Consider the following 20,672-nt stretch of genomic DNA (forward strand, 5'->3'; position numbering starts at 1 on the left):
ACGGCGCGGGTGACGGGGCGGCGCAGCGCGGGGATCGTGCTGCACCGGGTGGTGGACGGGGAGCCGCAGGTGTTGCTGGGGCACATGGGCGGCCCGTTCTGGGCGCGGCGGGACGAGGGCGCGTGGTCGATCCCGAAGGGCGAGCCGGTCGACGGGGAGGAGCCGGAGGCGACGGCGCGGCGGGAGTTCGCCGAGGAGTTGGGGGTGCCGGTGCCGGAGGGGGTGCTGGTGCCGTTGGGCGAGGTGCGGCAGTCGGGCGGGAAGGTGGTGGCGGCGTGGGCGCTGGCCGCGGACCTGGACCCCGATCGGGTGGTTCCGGGGATGTTCACCCTGGAGTGGCCGCGCGGGTCGGGTCGGCTGCGGGAGTTCCCGGAGGTGGACCGGGTGGCGTGGTTCCCGTTGGCCGAGGCCCGCGTGCGGATCGTGGCGGGGCAGCGCCCGCTGCTGGACCGCCTGTCCGAGAAGCTCACTTTCGGGTGACACTGAGGGTATCGAACGGATAAGGCGTCCGATTGGACGTTTGGGTGCGGTCCGGTCGGGTGATTCATCCTCATGTTCGCCACCGAGCACACCCGGTCCGCCACCCTGCGTGGTGAGGTCCGCGAAAACTTACGAAATGACTTTGCGTAACCGTAACCATGACAGGCGTCACTACTGTCGAGTTAAACCCGCCTTAACGTCGCCCTGCGTGGTCGGTCTAAGCTGTCGCAGCCGCACGACGACTGCCAGGAATGCTCCATCCGTGTGATGGGTTGACCCGGTAGCTTGATAACGCGTCACGATCCGCCCGCGATGGCATCCCTCAGAGGGAAGCCTTCGTTGACGGGTGAAAGACGTCACTGTGGGCGACGATGACCGTGAAGCCGGGAACGAACGGAGCAGTCCGGTCGTTGCACTCGGTGAGCAACAAGCCTGGGCCCCGGCCCTGAGCCGAGCGAAAGGACACCGCCATGGCCGACCGCGTTCTACGGGGTAGCCGGCTCGGAGCAGTCAGCTACGAGACCGACCGCAATCACGACCTCGCCCCGCGCCGGTCGGTGCGGTACGCCTGCCCCAAGGGCCACGACTTCGAGGTCCCCTTCTCCGACGACGCCGAGATCCCCCACACCTGGGAGTGTCGCCTGCACGGCCAGGAGTCCAAGATCATCGACGGTGCCGAGCCGGAGCAGAAGAAGGTCAAGCCGCCGCGCACGCACTGGGACATGCTCCTGGAGCGGCGCACGATCCCGGAGCTGGAGGAGCTGCTGGACGAGCGGCTGGAGGAGCTGAGGGGGCGGCGCACCCGCACCGCCTGACCCGTGCCACGTCGTGAGGCCCGTCGGACCACCGTCCGGCGGGCCTCACGACGTTCCGCCCACGATCCCCCGCGGGGGTCAGCGGGCGGTGGGGGTCTTGGGTTTGGGGGCGAACAGTTCCCGCAGCTGGGTCGCGCGGCGTCGCACGCCCCACTTGGTGACGCGCCACAGGGCTTCGCGGACGATGCTGCCGCTCATCTTGGACTCGCCGACCTCACGCTCGGTGAAGGTGATGGGGACCTCGACGACGCGGTAGCCGAGTTCGATGGCGCGCCAGGCGAGGTCGATCTGGAAGCAGTAGCCCTGGGAGGCGACCGTGCCGAGCTTGAGCCGGTCGAGGACCTCGGCGCGGAACGCGCGGAACCCGCCGGTGATGTCCTTGACCTTCGCGCCGAGCGCGATCTGGGAGTAGACGTTGCCGCCGCGGGAGATCAGTTCGCGGTACTTGGGCCAGTTGACCGTGCTGCCGCCGGGCACGTAGCGGGAGCCGAGGACGAGGTCGGCGTCGTGCAGGGCGTCGAGCAGCCGCGGGAGGTCCTCGGGGGCGTGGGAGCCGTCCGCGTCCATCTCCACGACCACGCCGTAGCCGCGTTCCAGCGCCCACCGGAAGCCCGCGACGTAGGCGGCGCCGAGGCCGGCCTTCTCGGTGCGGTGCAGCACGTGGATCCGGTCGTCCGCGGCGGCCATCTCGTCGGCGAGCTGCCCGGTGCCGTCGGGGCTGCCGTCGTCGACCACGAGCACCTGCGTCGCCGGCAGCGCGGTGTGCAGCCGCCGCACGATCTTCCCGATGTTGTCCCGCTCGTTGTAGGTCGGGATCACCACCAGCACCGGCCCGAGCTCGCGGTCAGGCTGCGCCTGCTGGTCCGCCATCCGTGTCCTCCTCGCCGACACCCGCACCAGGGGTCGGACGCGATCGTCGTTTCGTCGTCACGCTGAACGCCACGGCCATCAGGCCCAGAGCGGTCATCACCCACTCGGGCCATGCGCCGAGCCGGGTGGCCAGCGTAGCCTCCCCGCGCAGCGGCACCGTCGCCACCAGCGCGTCGGGGGTGAACATGCCGGTCCGCCGCGTGACCGACCCGTCGGGCAGCACGATGGCGCTGACCCCGCTGGTGGCCGCGACCACCACGGACTTGCCGTGCTCGACGGCGCGGACGCGGGACATGGCCAGCTGCTGGTAGGTCATCTCGGTGTAGCCGAAGGTGGCGTTGTTGGTGGGGATGGCGATGAGGTTCGCGCCCTCGGTGATCGAGTCGCGGACCACGCCGTCGAACGCGACCTCGTAGCAGGTGTCGATCGCGACCTTGGCGCGGCCCATGGCGAAGCCCTCGGGGTCGGTGCCGGGCTGGAAGTTCCCGGCGCGGTCCACGGCGGGGCTGAAGATCCGGAAGAAGTCGCGGTAGGGCATGGTCTCGCCGAAGGGCTGCAGCTGCCGCTTGGTGTAGGTGTCGGTGGGGCCGACGCCGGGTTCGTAGAGCACGACGGTGTTGCGGGGCAGCTTGTCGTCGGGGTCGACGACGACCGCGCCGACGGCGACGGGCACGCCGATCGCGTCGGTGGCGCGTTGGATGCGGGTGGCGGCGTCGACGTTGCGGAAGGGGTCGATGTCGGAGGAGTTCTCCGGCCAGATGACCAGGTCGGGTCGTGGGGCGCGGCCGGCCGCGACGTCGTCGGCGAGCTGGAGGGTGCGGGCGACGTGGTTGTCGAGCACGGCGCGGCGCTGGGCGTTGAAGTCCAGGCCGGCGCGGGGCACGTTGCCCTGGATCGCGGCGACGGTGACCGTGCCCCGGTCGGGGTCGGTGTGCACGAGGGCGGTGGCGGCGAGCCCGGCGGCGAGCGGCAGCACGACGGCGGCCGCGCCGACGGCCGGGCGGCGCAGCAGGTGGGCGGCGCCGAGGCCGGTGAGCGCGACGGCGAACCCGACCAGGGGCGCGCCGCCGACCGCGGCCAGCGGCAGGTACCAGCCCTCGGGCTGGCCGAACGCGATCTTGCCCCAGGGGAACCCGCCGAAGGGGACGGCGGCGCGCAGCGCCTCGTCGGCGACCCACACCAGCGCCATCCACAGCGGCGCGCCGGGCAGCCGGGACACCACGGCCATGGCGGCTGTGCCGACCGCGATCAGCGCCGCGCACAGCAGGGCCAGGGGCAGCCAGGCGACCAGGCCGACGAACTCGCCGGTCCAGCGCAGCAGCGGGGCCATGAACGCCAGGCCCCACACCAGGCCGAGGCCGAACCCGGCGCGGGCGCGGCGGCCGTGCAGCAGGACGCCGAGGACGGCGAACCCGACGGGCGCGAGCCACCACAGGGTGCGCGGCGGGAAGCTCAGGTAGACGGCGGCGCCGCCGGCGGCGGCGAGCAGCACCCGCAGGAGCGTGCCGCGCACGTCCCGGCGTCGGCGGGCGGGGGGCGTGTCGGCGCCGGGGGGTTGCGGCGTCACGGGGGCTGCGACCACCGGTTCAGCCTACGAGCACCCGCCCGCTCCCCCGCAGTCAGCCCGTGCCGATCCGGTACCGGTAGGACAGCGGTGTCAGGTCGGCGTCGGCGACGGCCCACGGGTGCACGACCCGCATCCGCCCGCCGGACGCCTGGGGTGGTGCGGTGTTCCTGTCCAGGGCGATGTCGCTGACGACGATCAGCATGGTGTGCGGGTGGTGCTCGGCGTTGAGCCGGACCTCGTTGGGGGTGAGCACGACCTCCACACCGGCGGAGGTCGTGCCTTTGACCTCGACGTACAACTGCTCCCCCGGGCGTGTGGCGTGCAGGTCGTAGGACTGGAACGCGCCGACGTCGCGCACGGTGTACCCCTGGTCCTCCAGGTGGCGCGTGGCGCGGGCGACGGCGTGGCGCTCGATGGCGACGCGTTCGGCGTGGTCGGGTCGGAAGCCTTGGCCGGCGTTGCGGCGTCCGGCGGCGTGTGCGGCCGCGGTGACGGCCTCGACGACCTCGGGCGCGGGGTCGGCGTCGTCGTCGATCGCATGGAGCCTGCCGAGCACGGAGACGAGGAACCTCAGGTCGGCGTCCAGGACGTCTTCGGCGGGGATCGCGTGGCTGTGGTATTCGACGGCGGCGACGGTGCCGTGCTCGTAGCCGCGGGCGCGTTTGCCCTGCGTCCCTTTCAGGGTGATCGCGTGCCGCAGGTCGGGGCGGGCCGCCAGGTGGTCGGCCAGGGCGGTGCGCGCCCGGTGGGAGCGGGCGCGCAGTTCCGGGAAGGGCCGGTCGACGGGGGTGTTGCCGTTCCAGGTGGTGGTGCCCTGCATGAGGGCGAGGTAGACGCTGTCGCCGCGGGCGTCGAAGAGGTACACGACGTACCAGCCGTCACGGGGTCGGGGTGAGCGGCTCGTGGAGTGCACGCGCGCCCAGGGGATCTCGGCGCGGCGGCCGATGCCGTCGCTCGCGTCGATGTCGAGGTCGTCGACCGACACGGCCCGCAGGTCGGGCAGCCGGGCGCGCAGCCACGCCGTCATGTGGTGGCGGACCAGTTCGCCGCGGCGTCGCATCTCGTCGGTGTAGTGGGCGGTGAAGTGGGGTTGGGCGTCGAGCACGCCCTGTAAGACCTCTCGCACCACCGAAGGATCACACGGGCGGGTGGGGTGGACGTGTGGGGCGGGCCGGGGTTGTCCCCGGGGTTGGGGGTGGTCGGGTGGGGGTAGGAAATCAGGGTTGTTACCGATGTCGGCTGGTTCGGGCGCGGGGATGGTGGAGGCATGACGACGTTGAGCAGGCCGCAGGACCGGAAAGTGATCGCGGGTGTGTGCGCGGGGCTGGCGGCCCGGTACGGGTGGAGGCCGAACACGGTGCGGCTGGTGTTCCTGCTGTCGTGCCTGTTGCCGGGGCCGCAGTTCCTGGTCTACCTGGTGTTGTGGGTGATGATGCCCAAGCGTCCCTACTGACCGGGTCGGGGTCGGTCGGCGAGGGCGGCGCGGACGATGTCGAGGGCCTCGTCGGCGGTGAGGCCGTGTTCGCGGGCGGTGGCGGCGTAGGTGTGGGCGGCGCGCAGGACGTGTTCGCGGCCGCGTTGGCCGGCGGCGCTGACGACGGTGCCGGCGCGGCCGCGGGTTTCGACGAGGCCGGTTTCCTCCAGTTCGCGGTAGGCGCGGGCGACGGTGTTGACGGCCAGGCCGAGTTCGGCGGCCAGGGCGCGCACGGTGGGCAGTCGGGCGCCCACGGCGAGGTCGCGGTCGGTGATCGCGCGGGCGAGTTGGGTGCGCACCTGTTCGTAGGGCGGCACGGGTGAGGCCGGGTCGATGCTGATCACGTGTCGATGGTGGCAGAGGGGCGCGGCGGGCGGGGTGACCGGCGGGGGTGACGTCGGGTCGCCGGTCGGGCACGGGGCGTGGCAGGGTGGTGCGCGTGTTCCGCCGACCGCTGCTGCCGACCGTGCTGCTGGCGTTGGTCACCGGGGTGGCCCTGCTGGTGCTGGTGTCGTGGCCGGGTCGCCGGGTGGAGGGCACGCCGGTGCCGCACTGCTCGGCGGTCGAGCTGCTGTTCGGCACGGACGAGGCGATGCGGGGCGCCGCCGAGGGGCTGCGCCGCGACCCGCGGGTGCGGGAGGTGCGGGACGAGCGGACCCGGGCGGAGAACTACGCGCGGTTGACCGCGGCGCTGCGCGCGGCGGGGCACGACGACCTGGCGGACGCGGCGCGGGTGGAGCGGACGCCGGCGTCGTTGCGGGTGGTGGAGGCGTTCGGGGTGGACCCGCGGGAGTTGGCCGGGGAGCTGCGGCAGCGGCACCGGGTGAACGTGGTGGACGTGTGCGCCGACCCCGACTCCCTACCCGGCGGCGGTGGTGGGGTGGGGGACGACGACGGTGCCGCGGGCGCGGGTGACGACGAGGGGCGGGTCGAGCACGTCGGCGGCGGTGGGGCCGCGGTCGGGGGCGCTGCGGCACACGACGCGCGCCTCGAACTCCAGGTCGCGGGAGCGGGTGCCGACGCGGACGAGGGTGGCGGTGGCCTCGACGACGTCGCCGGCCCGGACCGGGGCGAGGAACGCGACGTCGCGGTAGCCGGCGAACAGGCCCTCGTCGCCGTCGGTGCGGATGAGCAGTTCGGTGGCGACGTCGCCGAACAGGCCCAGGCCGTAGGCGCCGTCGACCAGGGCCCCGCCGTAGTGGGCGTGGGAGTGGGGCACGTAGCGGCGGTGGGTGACGGTGAATCCCTCGGTGAGGCTCACGCGTTCTCCTTCTTCGTCCGGACGGCGTGGACCAGGTAGCTGGCGACCTCGCCGGGGGTGGTGCCGCGGCCGAACACGCGGTCCACGCCCAGCTCGTCGGCCATGAGCGGGTCGAAGCGGGGCCCGCCGGCCACGAGCAGCGGCCGCCGCCGCCCCATGGCCTCGCGGAACGCCGCGGACATCTCCCGGGTGTTGTGCAGGTGCGCGTCGCGTTGGGTGACGACCTGGGAGACCAGGACGGCGTCGGCCTTCTCGGCGCGGGCGCGGCGCACGAGTTCGGGCACCGACACCTGCGCGCCGAGGTTGACGACCTTCAGCTCGCGGTAGTACTCGAGGCCCTTCTCGCCGGCGAAGCCCTTGACGTTGAGGATCGCGTCGATGCCCACGGTGTGGGCGTCGGTGCCGATGCACGCGCCGACGACCACGAGTTTGCGCCGCAGCAGCCTCCTGACCGCGCCGTTGACCTCGGTGGGCGGCAGGAGCGGGTACTCCCGTTCCACGACCTGCACCTCGTCGAGGTCCACGATGTGGCGGACGGGGCCGTAGACGACGAAGAAGGTGAAGTCGTCGCCGATGGGGTGGGAGTGCACGACCAGCGCCGGGTCGATGCCCATCCGGGTGGCCAGCTGGCGGGCGGCCCCGTCGGCGCGGGGCCCGGCGGGCACGGGCAGGGTGAACGAGGTCTGCACCATGCCGTCGCCGGTGGTGTCGCCGTAGGGGCGGACGTGGCGCTTCACGGCTGTGCCTCCAGCAGGTCGGCGGCGGGGTTGACGTAGTCGTCGGCCTTGGCGACCACGCCGTCGGCTCCTTTGCCGCCGTCGGCGGGGCGCCGCATCAGGCCGAAGGTGCCGTCGGCGATGGCGTTGAGCAGCCCGTCGTCCACGATGCGGCCCAGCAGGTCCACGGCCTCGCCCAGGACCTGGTGGGCGCGCTTGACGATGAACCCGTCGGGCGCGGGCCGGAAGTCCTCGGCGAGGTTCCCGGCCGCGCCCAGGACGTAGCGGACGTTGCGCAGCGCCAGGTCGCGGTCGGACAGGAACGGGGTGGCCACCGCCTCGGTCATCATGCCGACCAGCAGGATCGACTGGCCGGTGAGCACGCCGGCGAGGTTGAAGAACCCGTCGAGCAGGTGACCGCGGAACACGTCGCCGGTCATGTGCCGGGTGGGCGGCATCCACTTCAGCGGCGCGTCGGGGAACAGCTCCCGCGCCAGCAGCGCGTGCGCCAGTTCCAACCGGAACGACTCCGGCAGGTCGGGGTCGATCTCGAAGGCGTGCCCCAGGCCCAGCAGGTGGTCGGGCAGCCCCGCCTCGTGCGCGAAGTGCTCGTTGAGCAGCTGCGACACGGTGACGGTGTGGGCGGCGTCGACCGCGTCGGCGGTGGTGAGGTAGTTGTCCTCGCCGGTGTTGATCACGATGCCGGCGCGGGCGTGGACCTGCCGGGAGAACCGCTGGTCCACGAACGTCCGCACCGGGTTGATGTCGCGGAACAGGATGCCGTACATGGAGTCGTTGAGCATCATGTCCAGCCGCTCCAGGCCGGCCAGCACGGCGATCTCCGGCATGCACAGCCCGGAGGCGTAGTTCGTCAGCCGCACGTACCGCCCGACCTCCCGCGACACCCGGTCCAGCGCGGCCCGCATGATCCGGAAGTTCTCCTGCGTGGCGTAGGTGCCGGCGAACCCGTGGTGGGTCGCCCCCTCCGGCACGTAGTCCAGCAGCGACTGGCCGGTGGAGCGGATGACCGCGATGACGTCCGCGCCCGCGCGGGCCGCGTTCGCGGCCTGCACCACGTCCTCGTCGATGTCACCGGTCGCCACGATCAGGTAGATCCACGGCCGGCGGGGCGGATCCCCCAGCCGCGCGACGAGCGCGTCCCGGCGGGCACGGTTGCGGTCGACCGTCCGCAGACCCCGCGTGACCGCCGCGGTGGCGGCCTTGCGGGCCCGCTCCCGGTCCCGGCCGGTCGGCACCGTGTAGCGGACCTGCCCCGCCGCCGTGGCCTCGGCCAGCTCGGTGAGCGTGGCCAGGCCGTGCTCGCGCAACGCGTGGAACACCGGCAGCACCACGCCCCGCTCCAGACCGCAGTGCTCCCGCACCGTGTCCACCACCCGGTTCACCCACGGCACGTCACCCGCCCGGTGCGTCGTGTCCGCGCCCGTGATGCCCGCCAAACGCAGGGTGGCGCGCTCGACCGCGACGGTGGTGTGGGCCCTGGCCATCGCCACCACGGGCGCGGCGGCCTTCGCCGCGAGATCGCGGGCCGCGGCGACCACGGCGGGGTCGAGGTCGAGCAACGCCATCGGGCTCACTCCTGTTCTGACGACGGGCGGAACGCGCCGGTGCCCGGCACGCGACACGGCGACCGCGGGGCGCGCCTCATCCGAGGTCGCCCCGGTCGAAGATCGTGCGGCCGCGCAACACGGTCCGCAGGCACACCGGCGCGGGACCGTCCAACGCCGGCAGCGCCGGCACCCGGGAACGGGGGTCGGTCGACCACCGCTGCACCCGCGTGTCCGGGGCGGAGACCTCCAACCCGGCCGCGTCCCACACCGCGTAGGTGGCGGGCGCGCCCGGCTGCAGCGTGCCGGTCAACCCGTCGTCCACCCCGGCCGCGCGCCAGCCGCCGCGGGTGTGGGCGGTGAACGCCGCCCGCGGCGAGATCCCGTGCCCCTCCGTGCGGTGCCGCACCGCGGCCTTCACCGCGGCCCACGGGTCCACCGGCGTCACCGGCGCGTCCGACCCCAGCGCCAACACCATCCCCGCCGCGGCCAGCCGCGAGAACGGGTTGAGCGCCGTGCCCCGCCCGACCCCCAACCGCTGCGCGTACATGCCCTCCGGCCCGCCCCACGCCCGGTCGAACAACGGCTGCACCGACGCCACCGCGCCGAACGACGCCAACACCTCCGCCTGCCCGCCCGTGACCATCTCCAGGTGCTCCAGCCGGTGCCGCCGCGCCGCCAGCGCGGGCACGCCCACCACCTCGGCGGCCCGGCGGAACCCGTCGACCACCTCGGCGACCGCCGCGTCCCCGATGACGTGGAACCCCGCCTGCAACCCCGCCCGCGTGCACGCCACCAGGTGCCCGGCGATCGCGGCCGCGTCCAGGTACAACGCGCCGGTGGTGTCGGCGTCGGCGTACGGCTCGCACAACGCGGCGGTGCGCGACCCCAGCGCGCCGTCCACGAACAGGTCCCCCGCCAGACCCCGCACCGGCAGGTCCACCGGCTCCAACCCGCCCCAGTAGCCCACCACGTCCACCGTGTCCGTCGCCAACAAATCGGCCAGGTCGTCCCGCCCGGAGATGTCCGGCCCGGCGCACTCGTGCACCGACGCGATGCCCCGCGACGCGGCATGGGCCAGGAACGCGTGCTGCGCGGCGCGGCGACGCCCCGCGGGGATGGCGTCCTTCGCCGCCCGCCGCACGTGGTGGTGCGCGGCCCGCGACAACGGCCCGTCCGCGCTGAACCCGTCCGCGCCGCGGGCCCGCGGGGCCAGGTCGAGCAGGGCGGTGGACACCAGCGCGGAGTGCACGTCGATCCGCGACAGGTACACCCGCGCGCCCCCCGCCGCCTCGTCCAGCTCCGCGCGCGTGGGCGGCCGCCGCTCCGGCCACCGCGTCTCGTCCCACCCGTGCCCCCACACCACCGGCCCCCCGGCCGCGCGCACGGCGTCCAACAGCTCGGCCGACGACCGGCACCCGGTCAGGTCCAGGCCGGTCAACAGCAACCCCGCGGACGTCGCGTGCACGTGCGCGTCCACGAACGCGGGCGCCACGAACGCCCCGTCCAGGTCCACGATCTCGGCGTCGGGGTGCAGCGCGCGGCCCACGGCGTCCTGGCCCAGCCACACCACGGCGCCGTCGGTCACGGCCATCGCGGTGGCGTCGGGAGCGGTCGGGGAATGGATACGTCCCCCCACGAGCAGAGTAGTCACGCCTGCTGAGTCTGCCTGTGCTCGAACAACGCCCGCACGGCAGGCTCCGCGCGCAGCAGCCCCAACGCGAACGCCGCGTGACCCGGCACGTACCCGTTGCCCACGAGCATCTCCACGTCGGCCGCCAGCCCCTCCGCCCCCAGCGCGGCCGCCGGGAACGACGTCGCCATCGAGAAGAACACCACCGTGCCGCCGTCCGCGGTGGCCAGGATCGCCCCGTGCTCGCACCCCGGCACGTCCACGCACACCACCGTCACGTCCACCCGCTCCCCCACGGCGCCCGCGACCGCCAGCGGGTCGCGCGCGTCGGCCACCACCACCTCGTCGGCCAGGCCGGCCGACCGGACCGCCCCGGCCTCCGCCGCGGTCGGCACGAGCGCCACCACCCGCGACGCCCCCGCCCGGCGCGCCGCCGCCAACGACAACGACCCCGACTTCCCGCCCCCGCCCAGCACCAGCACCGACGGCGCGCGGCGACGACGCACCACCCGGTCGGTGAGCGCCGGCGCGCCGCACACGTCCAGCACCGACAGCGCCAACTCCTCGGGCAGGTCGTCCGGCAGCACCGCGACCACCGACCGGCCGAACAGCACCGCGGTCCCCTCGCACGGCACCTGCTCGCCCGCGCCGTCCCACCGGGCCAGACCGTCGGTGATCCGCAACGGCGTCAACGTCAACGACACCAGCGTGGCGACCCGGTCGCCGACGCGCAGCCCCAACGGCGACGCCGGACCCACCTCCCGGACCGTGCCCAGCAGCATGCCGCCCGACCCCGTGACCGGGTTCTGCATCTTGCCCCGCGCCGCGACGATGTCCAGCACCGCCCGCCGCACGCCCCCGACCCCGTGCTCCTCCCGCAACTGCCGGTAGGACGCGGCGTCGAGGTTGAGCCGCGCCACGTCCACCACGACCTCGTCCGGCCCGCACACCGGGGTGGCGTCCAGCCGCGCGGCCTGCTGCGGCAGCACCCCGGCCGGGTCGAGGACGCGATGCAGACCGTACGGCGACGTCATGTAAATCCTTCGGTCAACAGGGGCCGGGACGCGCATATCTTCACGCGAAGTGGCGACATTCCGCAAGGCACACACTGAAGACGACCGAACACCCCCAGGACGACTACCCCGTCACCTGCCGGAACCACCGACACCCGTACGGACCCAACTCCACCCTCGCCGACCCGCCCTTCGCCCGCACCGACCCGTCCACCAACAGATCCGCCAACACCCCCTCCACCCCCGGCACCTCCACCGACACCTCCCGATCACCCAGGTTGTGCACCACCACCACCGTCCCACCCTCGATCTCACACCGGTGCGCGAACACCGCCGGCTCCGCCGTGTCCACCACCGAGAACTCCCCCCACGCCAACTCCGGACACTCCCGATACCGCTCCACCAACAACCGCACCCACCCCAACAACGACCCCGGATCCCGCCGCTGCCCGTCCACCGCGTCCCACCACATCGGCGTCCGCACCGCCAACCTGCCCTCCAACGACAGGTCCTCCGTCATCCCCACCTCCTCCCCGTAGAACAACACCGGCGTCCCCGGCAACGAGAACAACAGGCTGTACACCATCTTGATCCGCGCCAGATCACCCCCCAACATCGACGGCAACCGCCGACGCAACCCCCGCCCGTACAACTGCATGTCCTCATCCGGACCGAACGCCGCGAACACCTCCCGCCGCTCCGCCTCCGTCAACTTGTCCAACGTCAACTCGTCGTGATTCCGCACGAACGTCGCCCAATGACAATCACGCGGCGGAACCGGCCGCTCCCGCAACGCGTGCGTCAACGGACTCGCCTCCCGCCGCGCCAACGACAGGAACATCTGCTGCATCCCCACGAAATCGAAACACATGTGCAACTCGTCACCCACACCGTCCGACTCCCCGAAGAACGCCATCGCCTCCGTGTACGGCAGGTTCACCTCACCCAACAACACCGCCTCACCGTTGCGACGCGACAGGAACGCCCGCAGATCCGCCAAATAGTCGTGCGGATCCGGCAACGCCTCCACCGGCGCCTCCAACAAAAAAGGCACCGCGTCCACCCGGAACCCCGACAACCCCAACTCCATCCAGAAACCCATCACCCGCGCGATCTCGTCCCGCACCGCCGGATTCGCCACGTTCAAATCCGGCTGATGCCGGTAGAACCGGTGCAGGTAATACCGCTTCGCCTTCCGGTCGTACGTCCACAACGACCTCTCCTCGCCCGGGAACACCACCCCCTCCGCCGCGTCCGCCGGCGGCTCGTCCCGCCACACGTACCAGTCGTGGAACGGACTCCCCGGATCACGCGCCGCCTGGAACCACGGATGCCGGTCCGACGTGTGGTTCACCACCAGGTCCGCGATCACCCGCATCCCCCGGTCACGCGCCGTCCGCACGAACTCCACGAAATCACCCAACGTGCCCAACCGCGGATCCACCGCGTAAAAATCCGTGATGTCATAACCGTCATCCCGCTCCGGCGTCGGGAAGAACGGCATCAACCACAAACACGTCACACCCAACCGGTGCAAGTGGTCGATCTTCTCGATCAACCCCCGAAAATCACCGCACCCGTCACCATTCGAATCATGGAACGTCTCCACGTCCAGGCAGTACACCACCGCGTTCTTCCACCACAGATCCGCCGTCCGCGTCAACCTCACGACCGCACCTCCGGCAGCACCCGCTCACCGAAAACGTCCAGAAAACGCTCCTGCTCCCGCCCCACGTGATGCAGGAAAATCTCCTCGAACCCCAACTCCGCATACTCCCGGATCGTCTTCGCGTGCCACCCGAGATCCGACGACACGTTCACCACCCGCTCCACCTGCTCCACCGACACGTGCTCCGACACCACGTCGAAATGCTCCGCCGTGTCCAAATCCCAACACACCGGCGGCGGGAACACGTTGCTCCGCCACTGCTCGTGCGCCACCCCCCGCGCCTCGTCCTCCGACTCCGCCCAACTCAAGTGCACCTGCAACCGCAACGACCCCCGACCACCCGCCTCCCGGTACGCCGCCACCACCCGCGCCAACCGCTCCGGCGGCGCGTTCACCGTGACCAACCCGTCCGCCCACCCCGCACACCACCGCGCCGTCGCCTCGCTCACCGCCGCACCCACCAACAACGGCGGCTCCTCCGGCCTCGTCCACAACCGCGCCCGGTCCACCCGCACCAGACCGTCGTGACTGACCTCCTCCCCCGCCAACAACGCCCGGATCACGTCCACGCACTCGCGCAACCGCGCGTTGCGCACCTCCTTGCGCGGCCAACCCCCGCCCGTGATGTGCTCGTTGCTCGCCTCACCACTGCCCAACGCCGCCCAGAACCGACCCGGGTACATCGCCCCCAACGTCCCGATCGCCTGCGCCACGATCGCCGGGTGATACCGCTGACCGGGCGCGTTCACCACCCCGAACGGCAACCCGGTCGCCTCCAACGCCGCACCCAACCACGACCACGCGAACCCGCTCTGCCCCTGCCGGGCACTCCACGGCGAGAAGTGGTCCGAACTCATCGCCGCCCCGAAACCCACCTCCTCCGCCCGCCGCACCGCCGCCAACAACGCCGACGGGTGAACCTGCTCATGGGACGCGTGCACACCGATGACGGTCATGCCGTCTCACGTACCCAAGCCACCCCCGCACGACACCGCCGACCCGCCGCCGCCCGCGATCACGGCAACTCCGGCCGCTCCACCCGCGGCTCCGACCGCACGTCCACCACGTCACCCTCCACCACCACACCACCCGCCATCGGATGCCGCCCGTACCGCAGGTTCAACGCCAACACCCGCTCCCGCTCCTCCGCCCGACGCGCCATCCGCCGACTCACCAACCGCCGCGTCGGCGGGAACAACAGGAACAACCCCACCACGTCGCTCAAAAACCCCGGCACCAGGATCAACAACCCCGCCGCCGCGATCAACACCCCGTCCGCCACCTCCTGGTGCGGCGCACGCCGCACCCGCACCGCCTCCGAGAACGCCGCCAACGCCCGCACACCCTCACGACGCATCAGCACCGCACCCACCACCCCGCCCAACACCAACAACCCCAGGGTCGGCGCCAGGCCCCACGCCCCGAACGCCGCCACCAGAGCCGTGACCTCCACGGCGAGACCGACCAGCACACCCGCGAACACCCGCATACCCCTCCCAACGAACAACCACCCCGAAACGCTCCCCGCCGAAATATTTACGCCCAACAGGCCATCTGGCAACATATCTTCACGCCACTCGACCAACAGGGAGCATGGATGACCGCGCTGCACGAGGTCGCACCCCCACCCCGGGCCGAACTCCAGCCCTACACCTACGTGCGCCGACCACTCGCCGAACCCGACTGGCGCCGACTCCCCGGCTGGCACGACGTCACCGACACCCAATGGCGCGACGCCCAATGGCAACGCGCCCACTGCATCAAGAACCCCAAGCAGCTCCGCACCCTCATGGGCAACCTGCTCACCGACCGGTTCTACGACGACCTCACCGCCGACCAGCAGCACTCGGCCACCATGTCCATGCTCGTGCCACCCCAGATGATCAACACCATGGCACCCGACGCCCCACTCGACCCCGAGGCGTTCACCGAAGCCTTCCTCGCCGACCCCGTCCGCCGCTACATGATCCCCGTCCGATCGGACCGCGACCCCCACTGGCCCAACCACCCCCACTCCTCCCGCGACTCCCTCCACGAAGCCGAGATGTGGGTCGTCGAAGGACTCACCCACCGCTACCCCACCAAAGTCCTCGCCGAACTCGTCTCCACCTGCCCCCAGTACTGCGGCCACTGCACCCGCATGGACCTCGTCGGCAACTCCACACCCCAGATCCAGAAGCACAAACTCGCGCTCAAACCCGTCGACCGCCAAGACCACATGATCGACTACCTCAAGCGCACCCCCGGCGTCCGCGACGTCGTCGTCTCCGGCGGCGACGTCGCCAACGTCCCCTGGCCCCAACTCGAGTCGTTCCTCATGCGACTCCTCGACATCGACACCGTCCGCGACATCCGCCTCGCCACCAAAGCCCTCGCCGGACTACCCCAGCACTGGCTCCAACCCAAGGTCGTCGAAGGACTCGAACGCGTCGCCCGCACCGCCGGCCGCCGCGGCGTCAACCTCGCCATCCACACCCACGTCAACCACGTGCAGTCCGTGACCCCGCTCGTCGCCGAAGCCGCCCGCACCGCCCTCGAGATCGGCGTCCGCGACGTCCGCAACCAGGGCGTGCTCATGAAGGGCGTCAACGCCACCCCCGACGACCTGCTCGACCTCTGCTTCGCGCTCCAGGGCGAGGCGAACATCCTGCCCTACTACTTCTACATGTGCGACATGATCCCCAACGCCGAGCACTGGCGCGTCGCCGTGTGGGAAGCGCAGGAACTCCAGCACGCCATCATGGGCTACCTCCCCGGCTACGCCACACCGCGCATCGTCTGCGACGTCCCCTACGTCGGCAAGCGCTGGGTCCACCAACTCCACGAGTACGACCGCGAGCTGGGCATCTCCTACTGGACCAAGAACTACCGCACCGGCATCGAGCTGGACGACCCCGAAGCCCTCGACCGCCGCTACCCCTACTACGACCCCATCTCCACCCTCGGCGAGACCGGTCGCCGCTGGTGGTCCGAACAAGCCTGACCCGTACGCGAAGGCCCCGGGCGTGTGCCGCCCGGGGCCTTCCGTGCGGTTTTGTTCCTCCGGTGGTCACGCAACCACGGGTCTTGGGTTCGTTTTGGTCAACACTGAAGATATCGAGAAAGTTGAGAGTCGAAGCGCGCTCGACTACGCCATTCCGCTGGCGTTCGTGGTGCCCCGCCGCGAACGCCGGACAGACTGGCCCCCATGACCGATACAGCCGTTGCCGTCCAGTCCTACGACCTGTTCACCCCCGAGGTCGCGGCGGACCCGATGCCGGTGCTGCACCGCATCCGCGCCGAGAGCCCCGTCAGCCACCTCCCCCAGCTCGACGCCTACCTGCTCACCCGGCACGCCGACATCGTCGCGGCGCTCAAGGACCGCCGCCTCTCCCCCGCCAACATGGCGCAGCGGCTGGCCACGTTCACCCGGGCCGAACAGGACGAACTGCTCCCCCTGCGCGAGTCCATGCACCTCTGGATGGGCCACACCGTCGAAGCCGACCACGTGCGGTTCCAGCAGCTGCTCAAGCGCTACTTCACCCCCGCCACCGTCAACGGCCTGCGCCCCCGCATCCGCGAGCTGACCACCGAACTGCTCGACGCCGCCGCCGAACGCGGCCGGATGGACGTCGTCGCCGACCTCGTCTACCCCTTACCCGCCAACGTGATCGCCGAGATGCTCGGCATGCCCACCGAACACCGCGAACAGCTCCAAGCCTGGTCGCGCGACATCCTCGCGATCTTCCAGCTCGCCGACTTCGAGCAGCTCCTGCGGTCCCAGCGCAGCGTCCTGGAGATGGAGGACTACGTCCGCGGCCTCGTCCGGGACCGCCGCACCGACCCGCGCGACGACCTGATCAGCATGTTCGTCGGAGCCGAGCGCGAGGGCCTGGTCACCGAGGACGAGATCGTGGCCAACTGCGTGCTGCTGCTGTTCGCGGGCCACGAGACCACCGCCGGGCTCATCGCCAACGGCCTCGCCCTGCTGTTCGAGCACCCCGACGAGCTGGCCCGCCTCCAGGCCGACCCCGACCTCACCCCGGCCGCGGTCGAGGAGATGCTGCGCTGCGGCGGACCGGCCTCCCTGATCGTCCGCGAGAGCACCGAGCCGGTGCGGGTCGGCGGCGTCGACCTGCCCGCCGGCGCCCGGATCTACCTGGCGATGATGGCGGGCAACCGCGACCCCGAGGTCTTCGCCGACCCCGACCGGTTCGACATCGCCCGCAGGCCCAACCGGCACACCGCGTTCGGGCTCGGCGCGTTCTACTGCCTCGGCGCGGCCCTGGCCCGGACCGAGGCCGACGAGTGCTTCCGCGCCCTGCTCCCCCGGTTCCCGGACCTGCGCCCGGCCTACGACCGGCTCGATCGCGTCGCCACCCCGCCTCTCGGCCACCGGCTGCGTTCGCTCGACGTGGAGCTGTGAGGTCTTTTTCGGTCAGCACTGAAACTATAGAGGCAAGCATGACAGGACTTGCGGTCGCCCGGCTTCGCGGTTCGCCGACCCGGTGATCACCCCTCACACTGGCCGCCATGCCCAAGGTGTTCGTCGCAGGCCCGGTGTCGTGGAACCGGCTCGTGCTGCTGGACCGGCTCCCCCACCCGCGACCGCACACCACGTTCGCCCACGGCCACCGGACGGCCGTCGGCGGCACGTCGGCGGGCAAGGCGCTCAACCTCGCGTCGCTCGGCGCGGAGGTCACCCTCCGGACCGTGGTCGGCGACGACGAGGCCGGGAGGTCCGTGCTGGACGTGCTCGACCGCGCCGGCGTGGAGGTGATCGCCGAGGTGGTCGACTCCCCCACCGAGCAGCACCTCAACCTCATGGACCCGCACGGCGGCCGGGTGTCGATCTACCTCGAACTGCCCCGGCTCGCCGAGGCGCGGCACGACCGGCGCGCGGCCGCGGCGCTGGCGGCGGCCGACGCGGCGGTGGTCGACCTGGCCGACCACGCCCGTCCCCTGCTGGCCGCCGCACGCGCCGCCGGCGTGCCCGTGTGGTGCGACCTGCACGACTACGACGGCGTGGCCGAGTTCCACCGCGACTTCCTGGACGCGGCCGACCGCGTGTTCCTCAACGACGACGGCTTCGCCGACCGCGACGCGCTCGTGGCGTTCCTCGGCGGCCTGGGCAAGCCCGCCGTGGCCACGCTCGGCGCGGACGGCGCGCTCGCGGTGGTCGACGGGCGGGTGCACCGCGTGGCCGCCGAGCCGGTCGAGGAGATCGTGGACACCAACGGCGCGGGCGACGCGTTCTTCTCCGGCTTCCTGGTCGCCCACCTCGCCGGCGCGGACGTGCCCTCCGCGATGGCCGCCGGGGCGCGCCAGGCCGCCCTCTGCCTCGGTTCAGCGGGCCTCGCGCCCGAACTGTGACGGTCAAGGACTTGCTGAAAGTCTTTGCAAGGTCTTTCCTTCGGGGGCGCGTGTCGCCACGACGGAAAGGACCGACATGGACGGCGTGACCGCCCGGTTGAGCGACATCGCCGCGCAGGCCGGGGTCAGCGAGGCGACGGTCAGCCGGGTGTTCAACGGCAAGTCGGGGGTCTCCACGGCCACCCGCCAGGCGGTGGTCGCCGCGATGGACCTGCTCGGCTACGAACGCCCACCCCGGCTGCGGCAACGCAGCGCCGGGCTCATCGGGCTCATCACGCCCGAGCTGAACAACCCCATCTTCCCCGCGCTGGCGCAGGTGGTGGAGCAGGTGCTGACCGGAGCGGGCTACACGCCCCTGCTCTGCACGCAGACACCGGGCGGCTCGACCGAGGACCAGCTGACCGAGATGCTGGTCGACCGGGGCGTGGCCGGGATCGTGTTCGTGTCCGGCCTGCACGCCGACTCCACCGCCGACATGGGCCGCTACACCAAGCTCGCCGGGCGCGGCATCCCGTTCGTCATGATCAACGGCTACACGGAGAAGGTGTCCGCGCCGTTCATGTCGACCGACGACCGCGCGGCCATGCGACTGGCCGTGTCCCACCTGGTCGAGCTGGGCCACGAACGCATCGGCCTAGCCGTCGGACCGCGCCGGTTCGTGCCGGTGCTGCGCAAGATCGAGGGCTTCGTGCAGCACATGCGCACCGCCCTGCCCTACACCGCCGAACAGGCCGAGGCGCTGGTCCAGCACTCCCTGTTCACCGTCGAGGGCGGGCAGTCCGCGGCGGCGGCCCTGCTGGACAAGGGCTGCACGGCGATCATCTGCGGCAGCGACCTGATGGCGTTCGGCGCGATCCGCGCGGCCCGGCAGCGGGGGCTGGTCGTGCCGCAGGACGTGTCCGTGGTCGGGTTCGACGACTCGCCGCTGATCGTGTTCGCCGACCCGCCCCTGACCACGCTGCGCCAGCCCGTCGAGGCGATGGGCCAGGCCGCCGTGCACGCGCTGCTGGAGGAGATCGGCGGCACGCCCGCGCCCCACGCCGAGTTCGTGTTCCTGCCCGAGCTGGTGGTGCGCGGCTCGACGGGCGCGGGGCCGAGGTGACCGCCGACCGGGCGCGGGCGCTGCGCATGCGGGCCCAGCGCCTGACGACACCCGCGCGGTCGCTGGCCGGGCTGCTGCACGACGTGCTCGCCGTCCAGGCGCAGGACCTCGCCGCCGCCGGGCTCGCCGTGCGGGCCCGCACCACCGGCCTCTCCCCCGCCGACGTGACCGCCGCGCTCGACGCGGGCGAGGTGGTGCGGACCTGCGCCATGCGCGGCGCCGTGCACCTGCTGCGCCGGGAGGACGTCGGCTGGGTGCTGGCCCTGCTCGGCCCGCTGAACGTCGCCCGGTCCCGCCGGCGGCGGCTGGAACTCGGGTTGACCGACGAGGTGTGCGCGCGGGCGGTGGACGCGCTGCGCGAGGTGCTCACCGAGCCGTTGACGAAGCCGCAGGTCGTGGCGCGGCTCGGTGAGGTCGGGGTGGTGCTCGACCCGGACACCGCGGCACCCGCCTACCTGCTGGCGTACGCCGCGAACAAGGGCGTGGTGTGCGCCGGTGAGAACACCTATCGGCTGCTCGACGGGATCGACGGCCGGCCGCGTGGGGTGGCGGAGTTGGTGCGGCGGTACCTGAGGGCGCACGGGCCGGCGACGGTCGAGGACTTCGTCGTGTGGAGCGGTGTGCCGGAGGTCGAGGTCAGGGCGGCCTGGCCCGGTGAGGAGCTGGTGGAGGGCAAGCACGGGTGGCAGTTGGCGGTGTCGGACGCCGAGGAGTTGGACGGGACGGTCCGCCTGCTCGGGCCGTTCGACACGTTCCTGCTCGGGTACGCGGACCGCGAGTTGCTGCTCGATCGGGCGCACGCGCCCCTGGTGCAGACGGCGGGTGGTGCGCCGGTGCCGCATGTCGTGGTGGACGGGCAGGTGCGTGGGGTGTGGCGGCGGAGGGAGGGGCGGGTGGTGGTGGAGCAGTTCGGGCACATCCCGGTGTCGCAGCTCGATGTGGAGGTGGAGTCGGTGTTGGCGTGGGGGTGAGGGGGTGAGGTTCCGGGGGGTGGGGTTCGGGGGTTGGGGGGTGTGGGTGCGGTCCGGCTCGATTTGACATGGGGCCCTTACGGGTACCCGGGGCAGGCCAAAGCCGGCAGGCCCGGCGGGGAAAAGCGTCCCGCCAGGCCTGCCGGCTTCGTCCAGCCTAAGGCACCCGAACCCATGTAAAATC

At 72.2% G+C, this 20,672-nt stretch carries 20 protein-coding genes; 8 read left to right on the forward strand and 12 right to left on the reverse strand.

Features of this window, described 5'->3' with window-relative positions; translation table 11 throughout:
* Positions 1 to 9: 9 nt before the first annotated feature.
* Complete coding sequence (locus tag ACWEFJ_RS34740) at positions 10 to 480, forward strand: NUDIX domain-containing protein (protein WP_449716345.1); 471 nt, start codon at positions 10 to 12, stop codon at positions 478 to 480.
* 470 nt (positions 481 to 950) lie between these two features.
* Positions 951 to 1,295 carry an RNA polymerase-binding protein RbpA gene (locus tag ACWEFJ_RS34745; RefSeq protein ID WP_378097357.1) on the forward strand — a complete coding sequence of 115 codons (345 nt, stop codon included), beginning with the start codon at positions 951 to 953 and terminating at the stop codon, positions 1,293 to 1,295.
* A 78-nt stretch (positions 1,296 to 1,373) separates the two neighbouring features.
* On the opposite strand, the gene ACWEFJ_RS34750 is transcribed toward ACWEFJ_RS34745, so the two are convergent.
* From ACWEFJ_RS34750 to ACWEFJ_RS34760, 3 genes are read right to left on the reverse strand one after another with little or no spacing between them, the layout of a single operon-like run.
* On the reverse strand, positions 1,374 to 2,165 hold the full coding sequence (locus tag ACWEFJ_RS34750) for a polyprenol monophosphomannose synthase (protein WP_378097551.1): 792 nt from the start codon (positions 2,163 to 2,165) through the stop codon (positions 1,374 to 1,376).
* Positions 2,140 to 3,747 carry an apolipoprotein N-acyltransferase gene (lnt, locus tag ACWEFJ_RS34755; protein ID WP_378097548.1) on the reverse strand — a complete coding sequence of 536 codons (1,608 nt, stop codon included), beginning with the start codon at positions 3,745 to 3,747 and terminating at the stop codon, positions 2,140 to 2,142. Before lnt ends, ACWEFJ_RS34750 begins: the two co-directional genes overlap by 26 nt.
* A 37-nt stretch (positions 3,748 to 3,784) precedes the next feature.
* The gene (locus ACWEFJ_RS34760; RefSeq protein WP_449716346.1) at positions 3,785 to 4,858 is read right to left on the reverse strand and encodes an MrcB family domain-containing protein; all 1,074 of its coding nucleotides are present in this window, start codon (positions 4,856 to 4,858) and stop codon (positions 3,785 to 3,787) included.
* 141 nt (positions 4,859 to 4,999) lie between these two features.
* On the opposite strand from ACWEFJ_RS34760, the gene ACWEFJ_RS34765 reads away from it, so the two are divergent.
* On the forward strand, positions 5,000 to 5,185 hold the full coding sequence (locus ACWEFJ_RS34765) for a PspC domain-containing protein (protein ID WP_378097545.1): 186 nt from the start codon (positions 5,000 to 5,002) through the stop codon (positions 5,183 to 5,185).
* Here ACWEFJ_RS34765 and ACWEFJ_RS34770 read toward each other — a convergent pair.
* The 9 genes from ACWEFJ_RS34770 to ACWEFJ_RS34810 all read right to left on the reverse strand — a co-directional run bounded on the left by ACWEFJ_RS34770 (position 5,179) and on the right by ACWEFJ_RS34810 (position 14,552).
* Positions 5,179 to 5,550: a GntR family transcriptional regulator gene (locus ACWEFJ_RS34770; RefSeq protein ID WP_378097542.1), complete on the reverse strand. Its 372-nt coding sequence runs from the start codon at positions 5,548 to 5,550 to the stop codon at positions 5,179 to 5,181. The two genes, ACWEFJ_RS34765 and ACWEFJ_RS34770, sit on opposite strands and share 7 nt — an antisense overlap.
* Positions 5,551 to 6,065: 515 nt before the next feature.
* Positions 6,066 to 6,467, reverse strand: coding sequence for a 3-aminobutyryl-CoA ammonia lyase (gene kal, locus ACWEFJ_RS34775; protein WP_449716347.1), 402 nt, complete (start codon positions 6,465 to 6,467; stop codon positions 6,066 to 6,068).
* Positions 6,464 to 7,204, reverse strand: a complete 741-nt coding sequence (gene kamE / locus ACWEFJ_RS34780; RefSeq protein ID WP_378097536.1) for a lysine 5,6-aminomutase subunit beta — start codon at positions 7,202 to 7,204, stop codon at positions 6,464 to 6,466. The genes kal and kamE overlap by 4 nt, the downstream gene beginning before the upstream one ends.
* Positions 7,201 to 8,769, reverse strand: coding sequence for a lysine 5,6-aminomutase subunit alpha (gene kamD, locus ACWEFJ_RS34785; protein ID WP_378097533.1), 1,569 nt, complete (start codon positions 8,767 to 8,769; stop codon positions 7,201 to 7,203). The genes kamE and kamD overlap by 4 nt, the downstream gene beginning before the upstream one ends.
* A 76-nt stretch (positions 8,770 to 8,845) precedes the next feature.
* Complete coding sequence (locus tag ACWEFJ_RS34790) at positions 8,846 to 10,342, reverse strand: amidohydrolase (RefSeq protein WP_449716354.1); 1,497 nt, start codon at positions 10,340 to 10,342, stop codon at positions 8,846 to 8,848.
* A gap of 56 nt (positions 10,343 to 10,398) precedes the next feature.
* Complete coding sequence (gene kdd / locus ACWEFJ_RS34795) at positions 10,399 to 11,415, reverse strand: L-erythro-3,5-diaminohexanoate dehydrogenase (protein ID WP_449716348.1); 1,017 nt, start codon at positions 11,413 to 11,415, stop codon at positions 10,399 to 10,401.
* A 103-nt stretch (positions 11,416 to 11,518) separates the two neighbouring features.
* On the reverse strand, positions 11,519 to 13,063 hold the full coding sequence (locus ACWEFJ_RS34800) for an alpha-amylase family protein (RefSeq protein ID WP_449716349.1): 1,545 nt from the start codon (positions 13,061 to 13,063) through the stop codon (positions 11,519 to 11,521).
* On the reverse strand, positions 13,060 to 14,019 hold the full coding sequence (locus tag ACWEFJ_RS34805) for a TIGR03885 family FMN-dependent LLM class oxidoreductase (protein ID WP_378094119.1): 960 nt from the start codon (positions 14,017 to 14,019) through the stop codon (positions 13,060 to 13,062). The genes ACWEFJ_RS34800 and ACWEFJ_RS34805 overlap by 4 nt, the downstream gene beginning before the upstream one ends.
* Positions 14,020 to 14,078: 59 nt before the next feature.
* Positions 14,079 to 14,552 (reverse strand): FxsA family protein, encoded by a 474-nt coding sequence (locus ACWEFJ_RS34810; protein ID WP_378094122.1) that lies wholly within the window; start codon positions 14,550 to 14,552, stop codon positions 14,079 to 14,081.
* Between the two features lie 108 nt (positions 14,553 to 14,660).
* Between ACWEFJ_RS34810 and ACWEFJ_RS34815 the strand changes: the two genes are divergently transcribed.
* From ACWEFJ_RS34815 to ACWEFJ_RS34835, 5 genes are all read left to right on the forward strand, one after another.
* Complete coding sequence (locus ACWEFJ_RS34815) at positions 14,661 to 16,046, forward strand: KamA family radical SAM protein (protein ID WP_449716350.1); 1,386 nt, start codon at positions 14,661 to 14,663, stop codon at positions 16,044 to 16,046.
* Between the two features lie 204 nt (positions 16,047 to 16,250).
* Positions 16,251 to 17,468 (forward strand): cytochrome P450, encoded by a 1,218-nt coding sequence (locus ACWEFJ_RS34820; RefSeq protein ID WP_449716351.1) that lies wholly within the window; start codon positions 16,251 to 16,253, stop codon positions 17,466 to 17,468.
* Between the two features lie 107 nt (positions 17,469 to 17,575).
* Positions 17,576 to 18,415 carry a carbohydrate kinase family protein gene (locus tag ACWEFJ_RS34825; protein ID WP_449716352.1) on the forward strand — a complete coding sequence of 280 codons (840 nt, stop codon included), beginning with the start codon at positions 17,576 to 17,578 and terminating at the stop codon, positions 18,413 to 18,415.
* A gap of 76 nt (positions 18,416 to 18,491) precedes the next feature.
* Entirely contained in the window at positions 18,492 to 19,517 is a 1,026-nt protein-coding gene (locus tag ACWEFJ_RS34830; RefSeq protein ID WP_378094130.1) for a LacI family DNA-binding transcriptional regulator, read from the forward strand.
* Entirely contained in the window at positions 19,514 to 20,488 is a 975-nt protein-coding gene (locus ACWEFJ_RS34835; protein WP_449716353.1) for a winged helix DNA-binding domain-containing protein, read from the forward strand. Before ACWEFJ_RS34830 ends, ACWEFJ_RS34835 begins: the two co-directional genes overlap by 4 nt.
* Positions 20,489 to 20,672 lie beyond the last annotated feature (184 nt).

Source organism: Actinosynnema sp. NPDC004786, from assembly GCF_053601135.1.